Genomic DNA, 19,824 nt, shown 5'->3' with positions numbered 1-19,824 from the left:
CCAGAAGATCCATCAACAGCGTCCAGTCCTACAGGAGCAGTTCGCTACTGTCGCTCAACCAACCGCTGGAGTTAGCTAAAGACGAATGACGAAACTTGCATATGATAATGATTGGTCCCGCTCTTAGCGTCAGTCAGGACGTCTGCCCGAAGATTTGCGGTGAGTGGGGTCTTAGAATTCTTTGGCTGACCAGTGCTGGTCGATCCGTTGTTCAATTGCAGCGATTACCGTCGAGAGTACATCGATCGGATGGAGCGACGACCACGTGAGATCGACGATATCGTTTCCGTTCGGTGGTTGATGGAAATGGAGGCGTGCGTTGTGCGGGTTGGAGTGGCGGTCCCAGCGGCATTTCCATTGACCGGCGGTCATCGTCTCGACGTAATGCAGCGAGAAGTCACCGCTGGTGAACCAGCGGATATCCAACCGAGCGGTCTCGACTGTTGCTGGATACCGGCTCTTTTCACATAGTGCGTGAAGGGTGCGAGGCTCGTAGCTATCGGGCTCGAACTCGGTTGTGGCGACGATTGGCTCGTCCGTCAGAAGACTCTCAACGAGCCGGAGCGTCTGGCGATCCGGCGGTCCGGTTGATGGTAGTTTATCCCTTGGAGATGGAGTCATCTATGCCGGGAGGAGATGACCGTCGTTCTGGGCGAGCTGTCGTGCGAGTTCGTAGCGACGAATATCGCGGTCAAGCGCCTGCCAGTCGCTAATGGCGTTCATGCGCTCATGAATCGCGTCGTGATCGTCGCGCTCGAACACCGAAACTGCGGAGGGATCGGTCGTCTCGAAGCGCTGTTCGAACTCCTCTCGGCGGTCTTCGAGCTGGTGGACGCGGTCGATGATCTCGTCGACCGTGAGTTCGTCGGCGAGACGACTCGCGTCTTGCCATTCGAGGTAGCCCTCATTGCGTTCGTAGCGAGCGGGGCGGCTCTGGCGGTCGGCCCGGCCGATACCCATCTCCGCGAGACGTTCGAGATGCTTTTTCGCGGCGTTGGGCGAGCAGTCGGCGATCTCTGCAATGTCGGGATAGGATGTCGGCTCGGTGATTCCAAGGAGAGTGTTGTAGACGCGCCCGAATGTATCGGTGTTCTCGGACCAGCGCTGGCGCACTGTGTTGATATCGTCTTCGGATGGTGTTGGGTCGAAATCAGTCATAGAGAGGAATACGCGCCCCCTCCGCAATATATATTTGGAACGAGCAGATATTTGACTGGCTGCCGCGCAAATATTATAGTAGAATGCAGTTTATATCTCCGAATATGCGTCCCTGTAGCCCTGAAGTGGCTGAAATCGGCGGAATTGGAGGATTTGCTGTTTACTCGTGCTTAGTTGGATAAGCACACGTAGATTTATCCACTCCCCCGCCCTCTGTCACAGCGAGCACAATGCCACGGCCTAGAACCACGGTTACTCGCCCCGAGAACAGTGCTCGAGCCAGCGAACGCAACGGAGGCGCGTAGCGTGGTACGGATCGATGCGGTTACCGAGGACTTCCTGACGGACAAGGGCAAAGGTCAGGGTGGCGAGAGCGGTAACTACCGCCAAGACGCGGGCCGAGAGCTCGATCGGTTTGTCAAATTCCTCGTCAAGCACGAAGACAGTCCGACGACGTTCGACGAGTTGGACTCCGGTCACCTCCGCGAATACGCACGTCACCTTACTCGTCAAGGCTGGACTGCGGGTACAGTGCGCACCTACTACGCGTATATCTCGGCGTTCTGCGGCTGGGCTGTTCGCGAAGGCCACCTCGCTAAGAACGTCGCTCAGCGCCGTAATGCGACCGAACCGATTCCAGATAACGGCGGTCACAAGAGTGGCGACCAGCAGGCATGGTCCGCCGAAGATCGCCAGCAACTCACCTCCTTCGTCGACGAGCAGGCCAGCGCTGCCATCGACAACGTCGGTGAGGATCGAGAAGCAGCGATCAAAGCCTGCCGCGATCGGGCGCTCGTCTACCTACTGTCGTACTCCGGTGTACGAGGTGCGGAGATACTTCGTGATCGGAGTGATGAGCGACGCCAAGGGCTTCGGTGGGAAGATGTTCACCTCGAAGATCGCTATGCGACGGTCTTCGCGAAAAAGCAGCGCCTCGACGATCGAGGCCTTCCCAACCCAGTGATTCATCCCCTGCAGATGTACCAGAAGGTCCTCGACGCACCGAGCGAGAGCTGGCCGGTGTTTCCCTCGTTTCATCGCCCGACGCTCTCTCAGCAGGTGACAGATGGGCTGGACCATCGTGGATATACCAACACGGAAATCGAGGAGATGCGTACCGACCATTCGTTGATCGAACTCTGCGTCGAGTACGACATCGAACCACCGTCGATAACGACCGACGCCGGTCGGCACGTCCTCAAACGTCTCTGTGAGGAGGCGGGAATCGAACTCGATGACGGCGAGGAATACCTGATGCCTCATGGTGCCCGGCGCGGTGCTGGTGAAGTTCTCGTGCGGACGTCAGGGCACGCAGCTGCCGCCCGAGCACTCGACAACTCCGAGGAGGTCGTGCGCGAACACTACTCGCATATCGAAGCCGGCGAACTCGCCGATCAGATGACCAGTGCCTTCGAAGAGGCAGATAGTGAATAGTTTCTCGCTCATCTCGATGAGTCGTCACCTAGTAACCTCCTGAACCAATCTTCAGTAGCGTTCAGCTGAAGACCAAGAAAGTCGAGATAGCCCTGAAGATGGTGCTTTGAAACGCCTCGAAACTTCTCGAGCCACTGCCGCACGAAGCCGTGGCGGTTTTCGCACGTGTTCACGTGTGCGTCACCGATCACGTACGTCTCGGAGTGATTGACGGCTAAATGGCCGTCAATCCCGTCGTAGTCGTCGATGTCGTTGTAGATTCCGTAATCGTCGGTACAGAGAATCACGCTCTCGTCGCCGCATTCGGCGATCTCTTCGTCGACACTCTGGAGATTCTCCCGAACCAGAAACCGAACTCGTCCGTCGCTCCGACGGACGAGTGTCACGACTGGCGGTTTGTCTCCTTGAAACGTTCCGCGTCCCTTTTTGACAGCCCGCGCTCGCGCGGGCTTTCCTGCTTTATGCCCTTCTCGCCGGCTGTGACGTAGATTTCGTCAGCTTCACAGACATCGCTGAGCGTGAGGTCAGCGATGTCGTTGCACCGGTCTTGGATCTCGTGGACGAAGTTGAGGACGGCTTCGTAGTCACGGTCGAGATCCCGAGCGATCTGTGCGGTCGGCACAGATCGCGTCTCCTTGAGCATGTAGAACAGTTCTTCGATGGGGAACTTGTGGTGTTCGAACAGCGTCCCAGTGAGGTCGTTGAAGTACGTCTCGCAGGAGTTGCAGTAGTATTGCTGGGCGTCCTTGCCGGTCGTCCCCTTCCTGATGACCTCGTTGCTTCCGCAGTGAACGCAGGCTACCGTCGCGCCAAACCGGGCGCGACGGAGCCGCTCGTAACAGTCTTCGCGGTTCGGCAGGAAGACCGAAACCGTCTCGCTGTCCATTACCAGCCGCGTTTGTTCTCCGTCTCAGTAGAAGTTACGACTGGTCGGGATGAGCGTAGTTTCTTAAAAGCGGCAAGCGAGAGATCTAGACGGTCAACAGAATCAAATGACGTATACCGATACTGAACTTCTTGGTGTCCTCCACGAGTTTGCTGACAAGCATGGAAATCCACCTACTGCCCCTGAAATAAATAATGCAGATGATCTTCCTACTGTTGACACATTTATCCGCCACTTTGGGACATGGAATGATGCTCTTGACGCTGCCGGTTTCGAACCGCGCCTTCGTCGACGTTCCAATGAAGAACTCCTTACTGAACTCCGTGAATTCGCTAGTGATGGCGAGTACCCGACACACACAGCCGTAGGCGACTGTGAAGATATGGCGAGTCCATCAACCTACAAGAGGAGATTCGGATCGTGGTCTGATGCGCTTGATGCTGCGGGACTTCCGGTACTCAACAGCAAGTAACTGAACTCTCTGCAAAGCGACGCAATTGAGATCATTAACTGTTCTCGTGCTTAGTGGTACATACTGGAAAGTCCATACCCTAACTGTCAGAGTGTCATAGAACGATTGGCATGGTTTTCATGTGTCAGTCGAGAGGCCCGCTACCGCTGGCTCTAGATTGCGACGATACTGGCAGCTTCTCGGATATCGTTTCTCGGGCTCTTGGTGAGGAATGTGAAGAGTTCTATGACACGCTGTGACTGTATCAATGCCAGCCTTCACCGCCACTATCCTTTCCTGAATTTGGAGATACTGCGAGCAAACCATGAGCGATTAAGAGTATTTCTGGACCACTGTTTGAAGACATCGCTAACCGACTCACTGTGCCACTATACTCAGAGACAGAGGTATTGATAGATTCCCGGTGGACTGATCGATTCGAGTGCTGTCCAGACTGCTGATCGAATTTCAGCACAGCTGCCGAAGTAGCGGTTTGCTAAGGCGGGTTTGAGTCGTCGCCAGTATTCTTCGGTTGGGTTCAGATCTGGCGATCCGGTCGGGAAATACACCAGTTCAATCGGTTCATCGGCGGCGAAGTCCTTCACCGCCGCAGCGGTGAGAGTCCTTCGAGATACTCGCGAGCAGCGGTGAGACGTTTGATCGCCTTCGGATCTGTCTCGTCCGCGAGTTGCTCGCGGACTCGACGTTTCGTGAGGTCGGGAATCTTGTTCCCTTCCTTGGCCATATCGGCGACTAGCTCGCTGGCGTATCAAAACTTCCGGCAGACGGTATAACAGCCAAACCTCGATGCACACGAGGAAAACACCGTCAAACGACACGTATGTCAGGCGTTTCGGGTTCGTAATCGAATATAACTCAGAATTTCGATTTCGAGTTCTGTTTACTGGAGACGAGAAAATCGGATTGATCTCCTATTTCATCATCCTCAAATGTAGTTGAGTTCTTAGTCAAGTTATTTATAGCATTTTTGGTTGTTTCACTAATATCTACGCAAGGAGATCGAGTGAGTCTGCTCGTACTCGTGAACGATTCGTGGTCGCATTCTGCATCACTTCTAAGCGCTCATCGGCCGAGTCCACGATCTCCTCCTCATGGGAGACGACGATGGTCTGTTCGACGCCTAGGTCACGCATCCGGGTGACGAGCGTCGAGATCTCGTTGACGTGCTGTTCATCGAGATGTACAGTGGGTTCGTCGAGAATGAGTGGTGGCAACGGTGCCTGTCCACTGATGCCGACCGAAAGCAACTGATAGATCGCACACCTAAGTGAGAGATTGAACAATGCCCGTTCCCCACCCGAAAGGTCGGTCGGTTCGAGTGTTTCACCTGATTTTTCATAGATGGTTAGTTCGTATTCGTCGGAAAGTTCAAGACGGGCGTACGTGTCGTTTTGATAAACAAGCCCGAACATCTCGTTGAGCATCTCTTCGAGCTGTCGGACGTTCTGGACGCGGAGATCGTGCCGGAGGTTTCGGTACATTTCTTCGGTTGTCTCGCACTGTTCGACCGCAGTCTCGAGCTGTTTTACCTGTGTCTGAAGTTCAGCTTCGCGCTCGCGCTTCTCATTGAGTTCCTCAAGTTCCCGTTTGATAGCGCCCTTGCGTCCTTGTAAATCGTTGCGCTCGTCAACGAGGTCCTGTTTATCGTCGTTGAGACGGCTCCGTTCTTGTTCGGCTTCGTCACGCTGGTCTTCAAGGTGTTGGATGCGCTCAGGGTCAAGCTTCTCTTCAACAGCCGCAATCTCGCTCTCGAGTCGTTCGATCTCCTCGGTATTGGTTTCGCTGAACGTCTCGAAGTCGCCAAGCCGGTCTACAACTTGTTCGCGTTGGTCGGCGCGGCGGTCGGCCTTGTCGAGAGCTGTTTCAGCACGCTCGAGCGCTTCTTGTTCGGCCGTGGCTTCGCTGACTCGGTCGGCGTAGTTGTCGTATTCGTCTCGCTTCTGCTCAGCTTGCTCGTCAAATTCTTCGGCTTCTTCCTGTTGCGTGTTGGCCTCCTCGCGTTTTTCCTCGGCTTCCTCTTCGTATTCTCTGGCCTCCTCGCGAAGCGATTCGATTGTATTCTCTAAATCTTCGAGGAGACCGCTAACGTCCTGCTTGCGGTCGGTGAGCTGTTCGTACTCGCCGGCCATCTGTTCGAGATTGCGGGCTGTCTTGAGATCGCTCTCGAGTTGTTCGATGGTTTCGTCGATTTCTTGGAGATTACTTTGGAGCTTCGTCGCACGGTCGCGAAGGTCATCGAGGTTCGAAACGTCTGGCGCATCCTCGACGGATTGGCCACATTCGGGGCAGCGACCTTCTTCTAAGAGCTCTTCGGCGTGCTGAACGCGATCCTGCGCCGCGGAGAGGTCTCCCTTGACCTCTTGGTGTTTCTCACGTGCTTCACTTAGGTCGGAGTTGATATCCTGTTTGTACGCTTCAATTTCGTCAATTGTCGCCGGACTTTCTGCAAACCGCTCCTCGATGGTATCCATTCGCTCGTCGAGATCGCTGAGCTTCTCTCGCCGTTCGTCGAGTTGGTCGGCCTTTTCGTCGGCCGTACTCTGTTTTCCTTCGGCCTGTTGGTCGAGATTCTCGGCTTCTTCTTCTAGTTCGACGGCTGTCTCTCGTGCTTCCTTGGCTTGCTGTTCGAACTCCTCAGCTTTATCTTCGATAGCATCGCGCTGTTCTTCGAGTTCGTCAAGCTCACCCTCAACAATCACACTTCGTTGGCGAATCGCCTCAAGATCCAGCTCGTCTATATCGGTGTTCGCAAGATGCTCTTCAGCCTCTTGTTTGAGTCGATCGATAGCTTCATCGTGGTCGTCTTTTTGTTGCTGGAGTGCATCCTGTTTTTGTTTGTTCTCTTCGAGGGTCTTCCGCTCTTCGCTGAGTTTATTTTTTAGCTCGTCTCGTTCCTCCTTGAGGCTTTCTTGTTCTTCGAGTTCCTGTATCGCCTCCTGTTGGTGTTCCTCCGCATCGTCGATTCTTTCGTTGAGATCGTCGACTTCCTCATCAATTCGTTTAAGTTGATCTTCGACCTCTTCGTGTTGGTCATCGAGATTTTTCGCTTTGAGCTGTTTGACATTACTGTGAACATTTTCGAGCTTCGCTGCTCGATCGCGCCTGACGCGATCGACTCCGATGCGGATGTTGTCCATTCGTTCGCGGTACTCCTCCAGCTTACCGAGTTGGAGGAGTTCATCAATCATGTTCTGGCGCGTCTCCGGATCAGCGGTGATGAGTTTGTTGATATCGCCCTGCCGAACGTATGCACAGTTGAGGAACGCGTCAGCATCCATTCGGAGGATGGCTTCAATTGCAGCATCAACCTGTCCAACCCCTTCCTCGGTGCCAGTGGGCGTTTGGAGTTCGGCTTCGTGGGCGATGCGGTCGCTGTCGGGATAATACCGGAGCGAGCGCTCAAGCCGATACTGATGGTCTCCGTGGACGAACCACAGTTGAACGGCCGCTTCGGTTTCTCCCTTTTCGATGAGGTGGTTGAGATTCTTGTTGTCGGGCAGTGCTTCAGAGCCGTAGAGCGCAAAAAAGCACGCTTCGAGAAGCGAAGATTTCCCGGCGCCGTTCGGGCCATGAATGACGGTGACGCCGGTATCGAATTCGACGCTGACGTCTTCGAAGCACTTGAATGAATCCAGAGTGAGACGTGCGAATTGCATGATTAGGTGTGATTGAGGTTTTTGAAGTGGATTCGTGAGCAAGCGGGTGTGTCAATTATTTCCAATCCGAGACAAGTACGAGGGACATCAGAAGTCATTGAAGTCCACCTGTGAGGTCGTCTCTGCTGTTTCTGACTCGTCTTCATCGTTACTCTCTTCGCTCTTAGTCTGTCTCTCATTCGAAGACTCGGTCGCTTCGTCTGTCGTCGTTGATCGCGAAGATTGCTCGTCAATCTCGGCAGATTGATTCTGTCCGTTTCCACCGGGAAGAGTAACCTCTTCGTTGGCCGATCCCTCATCAGTCCGGATCTCGACCTCCTCATCATTGTTAGACTCTTCAACGGACGCTGTACCGTCGCTCATACTCGGCGTTTGAGAGGTGGACGTGGTATCTAATGTCATACCTTCACCATCGTCAGCTTGGGCGCGAAGCTCTTCGAGAGTGAGTTCCGGTTCGGTTGGCTCGAAGTCGGCGGCATCTTCTTCGATGCAGTCATTGATTGTCTCTTCAATCACATCCGTGAGATTGCTGGTTTTTGGATCGTCGCCTCGGGCCTGCTGTTCGAGATCGGCAACCACTGAACTGAGACCGAGAGTCCGGAGTCGGCGTTCGACAGCCTCGTCGGGATCGGCGAACGAGACGTCCACGGCAACACGGCCGACCCCACGCCGGCGACGATCAGAGACACGGGTGACGAGTGCCCCTTGTTCGTCGCCGAACTCTTCGAGAGGTGCAACGGTGACTGGATCGCCCTCTCCGGAAATTGTGATTACTGCGACTGCATCCTGTACATCGCGGTCGCGGAGTTCATCTCGGACCGTTGCAACGACATCCATGTCCTCGTCGGCCTCGATGTCGATGTACTCGTGCTTCCGTACGTCGAGTGGCACTTCCTCGTGGGAGATGCCTGGTGGACAATCCTCGGTCTCACCGCTACCGGCATCGTTACCGAACCGAAGGATAGTGAAGCGTCGATCCCCGCGCTGATCAGCGGCAGTACGTTCGGTCGAACCGGGATAGGTAGCGAACGTTCCGCCGATGTCGTCGTGTTTTGGGGCGTGATCGTCACCGAGAAGGGCAGCATCGAAGCTGACGGTGGACGAAGAGAGAATGTCTGGAAGTGACCAGTCACCGTGAGCAGTCAGTGGTTTGAATAACCCATGGGCGACGAGGACAGCATGAGTGCAGTCATGTGGATCGAAATCATATTCGAGCTGGTCACGTTTTGACGGCGGGACGTAGTCCAACCCGTAGATAGCAACGTCATTGAAACAAACGGGCTTATGTCCAAGGTGGGTTCCATCTGCAACGGCTTCAAAGAAATTGACCCACTGCTTACCGCGCGTAGTATCGTGGTTTCCAACGACAGTCAGGAACGGAATATCTGCTTGTTTCAGCCGACGAAGCTGGGCAATACCATCCAGTATCGGATTGACAGCAGGGTTTGAATCATGAAAGAAGTCGCCTGCATGGACGACAGCATCAACGTCGCGTTCGATTGCTGCGTCGACGATCTGTTTGAATGCCAGCCGGAAGTCCACAGCACGTTGGGAGAGATGATACTGATGATAACCAAGATGGGTATCCGAAGTATGGATAATGACCGTCATATCCCAATCCAGTGCTTCGATTGATATAAGCTCCTAGCGATGGGATTCACGTTCTCGTCTGGGAGTAACTCACTTCGATACATAGACAGTAAGGTCTGTGTTGAGCGGTGCGTCAATCCCACCGAGATCGGCGTTCCCGACGAACTGTTCGAGTGTCCCACTCCAATCACCTTCTCGCCCCAGAACATTGAGATCATTGAACAATCCCTTCCAGAGACCTGCGCGCTCGTATTCTTCGACATCTGTCGGAACGACATCGAACACCTGACTGGAGGCGACAACAATAAGCCCCCGCTGCATACGTGACATGGCCACGTTCAGTCGATTTGGATTGAGCAGGAACTCTGACTCGCCCTCTATGAAGTCGGGATCCGAGGCGGTCGCTGACACCAGTATGACTGATCGCTGGCCTCCCTGATATCGCTCCACTGTGTCGCACTCGACCCCTTCAATATAGGTATTAACGAGACCACGGTGTGCGTTGTGGGGCGTGACGATACCCATTTCATCTTTTTCGTGCGTGGATTGTGAGATGGCCGCACCGATAGCTGCCTCTACGATGTTCGACTGACGTGACCCGTCTTCGTCGTGAACGATGAGACTCAATGCATGGGGATCATCCCCTGTTTCCGCGAGGATATCAGAATCACAGAGGATACGTCCGACGCCCTTACTTGCCGGCTCCGGCGGGCAGACGGTCTTAGTCTCCTCTGAGTTGTATTGAATCCCATCTTGGGCGTAGACATGTGTTTGAAGAAAGTCGGCAACATCGGTGTGACATCGATAACTTTGTTCGAGTTGGTAAAGTGGCAGGTCGGCGGTTCCCTGAATAACGCAGTAGTCCTCCTCAACACTCTCGATGGAGTCTCCTCGGAGCAACCGGCAGTAATCGAGTGCCGACAGATACGGCACTCGCTCCTGAATGATTCGTCGGCGTTCGTCCTCCCACTCGTGTTTTTTGACTGGTGGCATCTGACGCTGATCGCCAGCGACCATCACCTGTGCATCGTCTTTGAGGAACGCTCCCGTGGTGAGGAACGATGGAAGGCGCATCATGCTTGCTTCGTCGATGGCGAGAAAATCGAAGAACGCGGCGTTTCCATCGAGCCATTGTTCCGGTGAGAGTGACTCGTTAAGGGCGATGTCAAGGTTATCGATAAGTTTGTACATTCGGGCTGGCGTCGCAAACACCAGTGTGGGCTGACTCTGTGTCTCGCGAATGCGTTCGACGATCCGGCGAAGTGTTTCATGATCGCCATGGTAATCGAGATACGTGACGTGTTCAAGCGGCTCATCAGGCTCGTCGGTTGCTAACCGTACCAGTTCGAGACCGTCAAGAAGGGAATCACAGCCGGTATCGGACGGCTCGTTGCCGTGATTGCGGTAGCTGACGAGTGCGTCATGGACCTCTTCAAGTACCTCATCAACGGCTTTGTTAGATTCACCGCCAACGAGACCTACGCAGCCGCGATCAGCCGAGACGAAGCCTCGTACTCGAGCGAGTGCGGCGTGTGCAACCGCACCTGATGTTTTGCCGGTTCCCGGTGGGCCTTGAAGAAGCGAGAGACGTGTGGTACAGTCAGCGATGAACTTCTGCTGTTCGTCGTTCGGTGTATAGTCAAGATTTCCTGGTTCAGTTGCCCAGTCGAGATACTCTTCTATACCGGGCTTTGGAATCGAATCGGTTGTTGGCGTTCGAATACGGCCGTCCGCAATACCGTCGATGAGCTGGCAGAGTGGATTGTTGTCCGAGTATTCGAGGAGATCGTACGACCGTTGGGCGACAATATCGTCCGTCTGTGGGTCGAGAATGAACAATTTCTGCTCAGCGAATAAATACGTATTTTCCCCTTCCTCACTCGGATCAACCGTCCACGACCGATGTCGTTTCGTGAATTCATGATCCTGTGTGTATGATGGGAACGCAGTTAGGTGAATTTCGTAGTTCTCGATGTCAAGGTTCTCGACAGTTACCCGCGGAGCGTGTTCGATATTCCATGGGTTCGATGAGTCACGCGGTTTGGCCTCCCTGGTCATTCGATTGGCAACCATCCACGAACCCATGGTGGATCCCTCCGCTCCCTTCTGGCGGCAGGATTGAGCAACGCGACTATCGTCATCGAACATTTGGTCGTATGGTAAGCGACCGTCGACGTGAAGCTCGCCGGTGTCGTCATTCTTCCAGGCACTTTCGACAATAACGGGAATCGCATCCCCACGCCTGATTCGTTGTTTGAGTGGAAGGGCGTACGATTGAAGTTGCTCACGTCGACCAGTACTGTATTCGAGATCGAGAAACTCTGCTGCCGCACGAGCGGTATCGCTTTCATCAAGCGTGAAATCGCGAATTTTATGTAGCCTGATCGATTTCTTCGGCAGGTTGGTATTCTTGTAACGGAGCGAACGTTCGATGTGGGCACAACCGTGGGCGAACCGAATCACCAACTGTTCGATATCTTCCGGAGTGATACGTACGCGCTGTTCATCACGATCGATCCATCGAAAGGGCTCGACAGACTGGTAACTGTCGTATTCTTCTCGTGTTTCTTCGGTCCATGTGGGCGTCAACACATCGTGTGCCGCCCAGACATATTCGAGCGGGAGAGAAGCACCCAAGCGTGGTCGGGTCGGATAATATCCATCACGGTTATCGGCATACATCCCGAGTCCGGACTCTTGCCGTTCGTACGGCACCATATAATCAAAAATTCTGAAATTGAACGCTTCTCGGAGATCAATTTGTTCACCATCCGAACGCGTATAGGACCAATCGCCGCGATAGAGTACGTCTTCGTCGGCGTTACAGATATCGAGAGCGGGAAGCAATCCAGCAGTTGGGATGCCGAGAGCCTTGCGCTGACGGAGATCATTCTGTACGATGGAGACCATCGCCTGATCGTCATCGTCGTGAATGGCCGCTCGCAACCCGAGGAGGTCACGAACTGGATCGACACCGCTGACCTCCTGCCGAGCGAGTGCTTCAGTAAGTGCATCGTATTCCCTGTTGCTGAAGAAGTAGAAATGAATTGGCGCGTAATCACTCTCCATTACCCCTCCAAGGGTTTCGATACCCTCGAAAAGATCGGTAAGCGCATCCTCAAGGACGTTCTCTTCAAGCGCATCCGCATCGGCCATTGATTGGGACACATCATCCGCGAGGTGACCAAACGTTACTGGACCATGATCCACGGCATTTGTTGCCGAAATATACCCTCCAATAGCGTTGAGGCGATCATATCGGTGGTCACGCTGCACATTGAGGTAGATGCGGATCATCGACCCTCGTTCGATAGGTTGACTGAGGTCGAACGGGGGATCGTCGTCAGGAAGCCGTCCATCTCCGCTCCCTAGCAACCAGGTAGGGTGGTTGCCATCGGTCGCAAAAGGATTATCCGGAGCAATGCGTCCGAGATATGATTGGGCTTCTTGAATATAATCGTCAAGCTTCTCTCCGATACCAGGCTCATCTAAGAGCGCCTGATAGGTGTCTCGATCACTTGCAGTCAATCCCTCGAACTCGTATGGTCGCGGATTGTCCGGAGGATAGGCGAGTTCCGCAAGATCTTCGATAGTATCCACCCCATGCTCGGCGAGGATTACTTGGTCGCCGCGAGTGAGTCCGAGGAGAGCGGATGAGCTTGCTTCGACGGCATCGGTGAAACAGGCTTCACGGTAGCCACAGTCGTGGCACTTCGGCCCGAGTTGGTACCGGACTTCTTCGGGTGCGCTTTCGTGAAGTTCGTCAAGCGAACCGGATTCCTGCAGTAGCCGACGAACATCCACTTCTCGATTCTGGAGATCGAATGATGGAAGTTGATTCGGGGTTGCGCCAGTGATTTCTTGGTCTCGGACGATGATACCACCCTCAATTACATAGGGGAAGTCAACATCGGCATTCTCGAGAAAGCGACGCAAGAGAAGCGTATAGCAGGCAACTTGAATCTGCTGATAGGTTTTTTCGTCGTGTGCAGCTTTCACGTCGAGGACACGCAGACGAAGACCTGGTTCGTCCGTCTCATTGTCTGGATCGTCAGGCGGGAGTCGCCAGCAGGCGAGGATATCTGCGTCACCCTCAACTGGCCACGCTTCAAGTCGATTTCCGAAACGGGCTTGCGCGATGAGAAGCGGTGTAGTCGTCTTGGGAAGTTCGAGTGCAGCATCGAACGCATCAAGTAGCGCGGGTTGGGCATCCGTCCACGACTCGATATGAGAGTGATCGCAAAAACCGTGTGCGTGGGTGTCGAGTGTATCGAATACTTCCTCTTCGAACTCGTCGCCATCCTTGGCAAGCAAGAGATTGAGTGGCCGAAAAGCCTCCTTGTAGTCGTGCTCACGGCTCCGCTCGCGCTTGTATTCATCATCGAATTCGTACTGATACCACTGCGGACAGCTGTTGAGCGAGACGAATCGGCCTAATTTCGACGGTTGAACGGATGGCTTCTCTTGGATCAAGGATGAAGCGGAGTTCTGCCCAAAAGCCATTTCGTTGATGGTGTTTTTACACGCCGATTTAAAACTGTTTGTGATGGTTCTGATGGTGTGAAACCTCTAATCACGGTCATGAAATGTGGAGCTGATGATTCGCCCGTCTTGCTAAGTGAGTCGAATCACCATAGGGCAGTTGATTTGCTGGTCACAGAATATGCTTCGTGAAAACCAGACAGTAGAGCAAAATGAGAGCGTGGTCGGTGTATCCACCGCCTCTGTAGGGCGGGTGGATTCGTCTCTATCATCAACAGTATCTTCACCAAACTCATTTTGCGAATTGCGAGTGGGAATTTTCGGATACGCTCATGTGTAGCACATTGTTGATCTCAGAGAGCGGCTCGAACGGCGTGTTTGAGCGCTTTTCGACCGGGTTGGTCGAATAGTTCTCTGCGGAGCTGAAACGCCCGAAGATACTGCGTGAGCTTGTCTTTTGATACCCCTCGATGGGGCGAGAGCCACGGGCGCAGCAGCGACCCGTGGCTCTCGCAGGTGTTGACGTGGACCTTTCCGTCAACGTACTCACCATCTCCGTGGATGACGCATTCGCGGTCGAAGGCAGCATCTTCCTCAAGCGGATCGTACGCCCGAAATCCGTCGGTATAGACAGTTAGCGACTCCTGCTGGCGGGCAGCCAGCAGGAGTCGGATCGTTGATTCGTCCGCCGTTTTCGCAGGCACCACGTGGCGCTGGCCGGTACCACGATCAACCAGAACGAACACTGGCGGCTTGTCGTCATCATAGGTTCCACGCCCGCGCGTAGACAGGCCACGCGAGCGCGACGGTCGGTCGCGCTCGCAGCCTTTCTTGCCGGCAGAGACGTACACTTCATCGATCTCGACCGGTCCAATGAGATCGAGAGCGGGCGCGTCCAGCGCTCGCATGAAGCGCTGGACGCGCTGGTGGATGGTCTTGTAGGTGACGTCAATCTCACGCTGAAGCTGTTGCAGACTCGTGTTGAACCGCAAAAACGCGTAGATCGAGAACAGCCATTTTCGAAGCGCGATCTTCGAGTGAGCGAAGATCGTCCCGGTCTTGTCGTTGAACGTGCGGTCGCAATTCTTACAGAGATACCGTTGAAACGGCCCATAGCTGCCGTTCTGACCTGACGGTCAAGAACGGCAGCGAGGGCACTCGACACCATCACGCCAGCGTACCTGTTCCAGCAGGTCCGCTGCGAGCGATTCCGACCCAAACACGTCGAGCGGAATCATTTGTGTCGGGCACCGCTGTAATGACTAAGACAATTTTTGAAAGTCAAGGAACTTCTCACACCAGCTTTTTGCATAGCTGACTCGATGCGTTATTTGCTCGAACACATCCTGGACGAGATCCTTGAATTCGCTCTCATTTTCGACGATGATTGGGCACATCGTCCACTTGAGTTGGTCCCAGACTTTCTCGATCGGGTTGAGATGTGGTGATCCAGACGGGAGGAAGATGAAATGGCCGTGTTTAATCGCATGAGGGAAGCGGAATCTCCTGTTTTGCAGCCTCCTTGATGTTGTACACCGCACACATCAACGCGATCTCACGAAATTCTCGATACCATGACCGCGCTCGCAGGGCGACGCCCAGCGAGCGCTTGACTGAGGAGAAGACGGTTTCTGACATGGACCGCTGGTGGTAGAGATCGTCGTCAATCCGGGCGTTGTGGGCGTGATCGTAGGGTTTGTTGATGCAGTGCTTGATCAACGGTCGGAGGTCAAGATCCTCACGGAGGTACTCACGCAGCCAGGTGCAGTCGTAGCCTTTGTCGGCGGTGAGGACCTGCAACTCGTCCGCCTGCCGGCGGGCGAGTTGCTTGCAGATGTCGGCGTCACTTCCCTCTCTCGTGGTCGTACAGTGCAAATCAAGGATCACGTTCGTCTCTGTATCGACGAGTTTCGTGGCTTTGAGGTCCTGTACTTCGTATTTGGTCTTGTTGCAGTACGAGCGGCTCGCAGGCGAGCGCTCGAAGAACGTGGCGTCGATCGCTCCAATTGGCCCAGTGTTATGAAACTGAGCAGACTGTTGGAGAAGGGTCCGGCAAACCCCCATCTCAATTCTATCGAAGGCGAGACAGAATGTCGATGGATGCGGGAGATCGGCCGGTTCAAGGCCGATCTCCCGCGATATTCGTGGCATTTCCGTCAGTAGATCAATCGTCATCCGGTAGGTCGTATCGAGGTAAATCCGGAGACAGTGGAGCGATATCATCGCTGCATCGGTGAACCCGCCGCCCCCTTCCGGGGCGGCAGGTTCGTCCCAATCATCGGCAACCCTTTTGACGGCGAAGACAACACGTTCGGTGAAGCGGAAGATTCGCGTGGACACACTTCGCAGTCTTCCGCTTCAACTCCGTCATTCTGGCGACCTGATCCGACGCCTCCTAGCGATTAAACACGGCCGATGAAATCGATTCCGAGCTGATGAGCGCGCTTACGCGTGTATTCACAGATATGCGAACCGTGCTTATCCAAGACGAGCAGAATCCGCTTGCCGGGATTCTGCTCGCGGATCGTCTCCAATACTTCGCAAATCCGTTCTTTCGTCTCGTCCTCGGTGAATTTCACGAGACTCTCACCGTTGAGCGCGTAGAATCCCACCGCAGAATCTTCCGTCTTGACTAATGGTCGTTCAACATGTGGATCGTCGACGTACCAGACACGCCGCGAATTATCGTACGGCTGGGGCTGTGAAGCGTCAAAGAATCCGACGACGGTACCGCCGTCGGTACAGACATCCTCGTCGACGACCCATCCTTCTCCATTCTCGCCCGCACGTTTGTTGTGTGGCTGCTCGCTCTCGTCGAGCGCGTCATCGACGCGCTCTTCGAGCATTTCGTCCGGATTCTCCGGTCGATGTGGACGCTTTGGCCGCGGTTTCGCATACGAGAGCCCGAGCTTCCGCAGGAACGTGCCGAGATAGTTCGGGTGATACTCGACGTCGAATTCTTTGGCGAGAAGGTGCTGAATCTCCTGTGATTTCCAGGGCTGACCGTCACGCAGGAGTTCAATGAGTTCGTCTTGCTCGTCCTCGTCGAGTTTCGGGGGCCTGCCGCCCCCGAAACTCGGCATGAGTGCGTCGAATCCGCCGTCATTCCAAGCTTCTGCCCACCGACCTCCCGTCGCTGGTGACCGTCCTACTCGGTCAGCAGCCTCTGGAATAGTATCGCCTCGGTAGAGATTTTTGACGAAGCCGATTCGCCGAAGACGGTGGTCGTCTTCGGCTTCTCGAAGCAGTTCGTCGATTTCTTCCTCTGGTAGATGGCGTTCGATCTCCGTTCGACGCGAATTCCCCATTACCCGTGCATCACGCTCAACTTTCAAAAGTTTCCGGGAGCATTAGCGCGGTGCCCTTGCCCTCTTCGGCTCCACAGCGACAGCTGAGCGCTATCAACAATCTCCTACAGATGAGCGTTTCGGATATATCATCTCACGGTTTCCCGCTCCAGACACCCTCAACTCACAGTACATCCTGCCACTGTATAGTGATTTACTAAACCCGAGACTGAATGCCTCATGAACTGTTCCTGACGCCCCCTCTTCAAACTGAATTTCACTCTGCTGTCTGAATTTCTGTTCGTATTTCTGCCAATTCAGATTTTACTTCTCCTTCAATCTCTTCCAATTCTTCGTCAATCTCGTTTGCTGTCTTCCGGATGGATGTAGTTTTCTTTCGAATCATACTGAAACGATCTATTGAATCACTTACCTCGCCTACAGCGTTTTGGACGGCTTCGGGATCGAAGGCGGTTCCAGTATCAATATATCCTTGGACTGTTCGTGTCTTGGCCCAGTTGTATCCAATCCGAAAGAAGCCGGGCTCAACGTTAGTATCTTCAGTTTCGCTGATCGCGATTGAAAGTCGTTCAGGGTCAAATTCATGGAAGTAGCCGACCTTGTCCGGTATGTATGACTCACATTCGAAAACAATAATTCCGTAATCGGCATTCCGATTCTCAACAGCGTCGGCAATTTCTTCTTTAATATCACGTTGAGAATATCCCTTGTCGCTCTTGGCTTCAATGACAATTCGCCGGCCAGTGTCGTTGAGTGTGATGACAAAATCACCGACTTTTCGCCCGGTGATTTCACCGATTGTATCCCCGGTATATTCCACCTCATCACTCGTGTTGTATACAAGATTTGAGAGGATATCTTCGATACGATCCTCGAAATCTTCACCTTTCAGGCTCGTCTTTTGACGCAGCTCGTCCTCAGTTTTCTCAGCAGTCTCCTGTTCCTCGATTTTGTCTCGGAGTGATCGAATCTGGTCTTGCAGCGTCTGCTTGAGCCGGTATGTTGGCGTCCCTTCTTTGTCAGGATCCAGTGCTTGCTTGATGCGTTTACCATCCTCACCCAGCTCTTCGTCAAGACGCTCTGTGAACGGACCGTCCTCACTGAATGCTTCTTCGATGTGCTGTTCAAGGTAACCATCCTGCCCAAGATGGTCGTCGAATATCTGTGGGACATCACCATCGTCGCCGAATTTTCTCTCTATTTCCGCTTCGATTCGGTCTATTTCCTCCTCCATATCTCTCTGCATCTCAGAGAATTTTCGCTCAACGAATTCCTCTTGTTGGGAGGTTTCTGCAAGTTCCATCGTCGTCATGCCGACGCGAAGCGCTCGCTCAACGGCATCCTCCCGCGCTTGATCATCGTCAAACTGTCGTAGATGTTCTACGACCGTTGAATCTGTTACTTCGAAATCGCTAATACGAACCTGATTATCTGTAATCGTAACGTGAGGAACTTCTTCGGTAGCCATAGTCGGTGGTTCCCATCGCGTCGGCATAGCAGGATGATTTGGACGCGAGATATGCCGAGTGGTAGTCATAACTGGACTGGAGACGGCCGTTTGAGGAGCACTCACGCCGGTGAGTGCTCCGGAAGTCGCTGAGAGACTGTCCACAGACCGGAGCAGCCGCTCATCGCGGTGGTGAACGCTGGACGCGGGCACGCTCAGCCCGCGTCCAGCAGGCGGTAGGCGTCCGGAATGCCGACGCCGTTGGTTGGAGCTTCCCAGCGACGTTCGAGATCCTCGTCAAGGTCATGCGCGATCCATTCGCGGAAGACCTCGAAACGGAACCACGTGGGCAGTTCTCGCCCGCCGCGTCGCGGCTGGGCGAGAACACCCCAACGCACCACCAGCCAGAGGTTCCGCAGCAGGAACCCGACCAACACGAACAACAACCGCACCGTCGGGTCCCGCGTTGTGGTTTTCGCTCGTGCTTCGCGGAAGGTCCGGAAGCTCGTCTCGATCGCCGAGCGCTTACGGTAGAGCGCTTCGACCTGTTTAGGCGTGCGATCGGCCTGATCGCACGCCGCGTACGCGCGCACGAGCAGTCCGTTCTTCCCGCGCTTGCCCTGCTGGTAGGAGACACAGACCGCGAGCGGGAAACGGAGTTCCCGCTCGCTGCCCTTGTACATCGTGTACTCGCTCCAGTAGGAAATACTCGTCTTCAGCGCCTTAGCGAGACGCTTCCCGCGTCGAACGACCGGAACGATCGTCGGAGCCGTCTCTTGGAAACGCCGGATCGCGGCTTCGAGGTAGAAGCCGCGATCGGCGAGGATACAGGCGATATCGAAGGGAAGAGCAACGACGCGGCCGAGGACGCGCTCGGCCGCGTCAGCTCGCGATTCATCGCCGCGAACCGCGGTAAGCGCGACGATGAGCGGCTTGGAGTGAGCCAACACGAACGCTGCACAGTAGCGATGGCACTTGGTCGTGCCATCGCGAGGTGTCGTCGAGCAGAGTTCGGCAAGTTCCTTGTAAGGATGGCCGTGGTAGCGGTTGTCGACGAAGTCGAGACAGATGATCCTCGGCCCACGACGGCCGAGGATCATCGCGGCCTGCTGTGCGAGGAGGTCGTTGACGATCTCTTCGAGGATCGTGGCAGGGATGGTGTGGAGCTGTGTGAGAGTGTAGTCGTCGGAGTAGGTCTTGAGGGAACTGTCGGTGACGGCCTTGGTCGATTTCTGCCCAACGGAGGCGCGCGTAACGGTTCGCCAGATGACCTCGGGGTCGAAGGTGTCGCCTTCGACCCCTGGAAGGGGTAACCACGCGAGGAGACTAACCGCTAAGGTTTCGAGGTCCGCGGCCGTAAGAACCGTGTCTGGATGATACAGGAATTGCAT

At 54.5% G+C, this 19,824-nt stretch carries 12 protein-coding genes and 4 pseudogenes; 2 read left to right on the top strand and 14 right to left on the bottom strand.

Going from position 1 to position 19,824, the window contains the following annotated elements:
* Positions 1 to 171 precede the first annotated feature (171 nt).
* Positions 172 to 621 carry a hypothetical protein gene (locus tag ACQUQO_RS14555; protein ID WP_435078847.1) on the bottom strand — a complete coding sequence of 150 codons (450 nt, stop codon included), beginning with the start codon at positions 619 to 621 and terminating at the stop codon, positions 172 to 174.
* Positions 622 to 1,158: a DUF7342 family protein gene (locus ACQUQO_RS14550; protein WP_435078846.1), complete on the bottom strand. Its 537-nt coding sequence runs from the start codon at positions 1,156 to 1,158 to the stop codon at positions 622 to 624.
* 306 nt (positions 1,159 to 1,464) lie between these two features.
* Between ACQUQO_RS14550 and ACQUQO_RS14545 the strand changes: the two genes are divergently transcribed.
* Positions 1,465 to 2,592, top strand: a complete 1,128-nt coding sequence (locus tag ACQUQO_RS14545) for a tyrosine-type recombinase/integrase (protein ID WP_435078844.1) — start codon at positions 1,465 to 1,467, stop codon at positions 2,590 to 2,592.
* A gap of 8 nt (positions 2,593 to 2,600) precedes the next feature.
* Here the strand turns inward: ACQUQO_RS14545 and ACQUQO_RS14540 are convergent.
* Positions 2,601 to 3,478 (bottom strand): IS1595 family transposase gene (locus ACQUQO_RS14540; protein ID WP_435078842.1). Its coding sequence is split into 2 segments (ribosomal slippage): positions 2,601 to 3,022 and positions 3,022 to 3,478, totalling 879 coding nucleotides; the frame shifts between segments, so codons are not numbered across the junction.
* Positions 3,479 to 3,584: 106 nt separating this feature from the next.
* Between ACQUQO_RS14540 and ACQUQO_RS14535 the strand changes: the two genes are divergently transcribed.
* Positions 3,585 to 3,950, top strand: coding sequence for a homing endonuclease associated repeat-containing protein (locus tag ACQUQO_RS14535; RefSeq protein WP_435078840.1), 366 nt, complete (start codon positions 3,585 to 3,587; stop codon positions 3,948 to 3,950).
* Between the two features lie 374 nt (positions 3,951 to 4,324).
* Here ACQUQO_RS14535 and ACQUQO_RS14530 read toward each other — a convergent pair whose 3' ends face one another.
* The 11 genes and pseudogenes from ACQUQO_RS14530 to ACQUQO_RS14480 form a co-directional block, all read right to left on the bottom strand.
* Positions 4,325 to 4,498, bottom strand: coding sequence for a hypothetical protein (locus tag ACQUQO_RS14530; protein WP_435078850.1), 174 nt, complete (start codon positions 4,496 to 4,498; stop codon positions 4,325 to 4,327).
* Positions 4,499 to 4,542: 44 nt separating this feature from the next.
* Positions 4,543 to 4,674, bottom strand: a pseudogene (locus tag ACQUQO_RS14525) (IS630-like element ISHwa16 family transposase); the annotation flags it as partial.
* A gap of 262 nt (positions 4,675 to 4,936) precedes the next feature.
* A complete protein-coding gene (locus tag ACQUQO_RS14520; protein WP_435078838.1) occupies positions 4,937 to 7,606 on the bottom strand; it encodes an AAA family ATPase in 2,670 nt (889 codons plus the stop codon).
* Positions 7,607 to 7,693: 87 nt separating this feature from the next.
* Positions 7,694 to 9,217: a metallophosphoesterase gene (locus tag ACQUQO_RS14515; protein ID WP_435078837.1), complete on the bottom strand. Its 1,524-nt coding sequence runs from the start codon at positions 9,215 to 9,217 to the stop codon at positions 7,694 to 7,696.
* 69 nt (positions 9,218 to 9,286) lie between these two features.
* Positions 9,287 to 13,699: an AAA domain-containing protein gene (locus ACQUQO_RS14510; protein ID WP_435078835.1), complete on the bottom strand. Its 4,413-nt coding sequence runs from the start codon at positions 13,697 to 13,699 to the stop codon at positions 9,287 to 9,289.
* A 332-nt stretch (positions 13,700 to 14,031) separates the two neighbouring features.
* Positions 14,032 to 14,916 (bottom strand): annotated as a pseudogene (locus tag ACQUQO_RS14505) (IS1595 family transposase).
* A 24-nt stretch (positions 14,917 to 14,940) separates the two neighbouring features.
* Positions 14,941 to 15,144: pseudogene (locus ACQUQO_RS14500) on the bottom strand (IS630 family transposase); the annotation flags it as partial.
* 13 nt (positions 15,145 to 15,157) lie between these two features.
* Positions 15,158 to 16,018, bottom strand: coding sequence for an IS5 family transposase (locus ACQUQO_RS14495; protein ID WP_435078833.1), 861 nt, complete (start codon positions 16,016 to 16,018; stop codon positions 15,158 to 15,160).
* Positions 16,019 to 16,092: 74 nt separating this feature from the next.
* A pseudogene (locus ACQUQO_RS14490) lies at positions 16,093 to 16,986 on the bottom strand (IS630 family transposase); the annotation flags it as partial.
* 256 nt (positions 16,987 to 17,242) lie between these two features.
* Positions 17,243 to 18,454: a hypothetical protein gene (locus tag ACQUQO_RS14485; RefSeq protein ID WP_435078832.1), complete on the bottom strand. Its 1,212-nt coding sequence runs from the start codon at positions 18,452 to 18,454 to the stop codon at positions 17,243 to 17,245.
* 194 nt (positions 18,455 to 18,648) lie between these two features.
* On the bottom strand, positions 18,649 to 19,824 hold the full coding sequence (locus tag ACQUQO_RS14480) for an ISH3 family transposase (RefSeq protein WP_435078830.1): 1,176 nt from the start codon (positions 19,822 to 19,824) through the stop codon (positions 18,649 to 18,651).

It is taken from the genome of Halococcus sp. AFM35, from assembly GCF_051195015.1.
Taxonomy (GTDB): domain Archaea; phylum Halobacteriota; class Halobacteria; order Halobacteriales; family Halococcaceae; genus Halococcus.
This window is presented reverse-complemented; position numbering and strand designations above follow the sequence as displayed.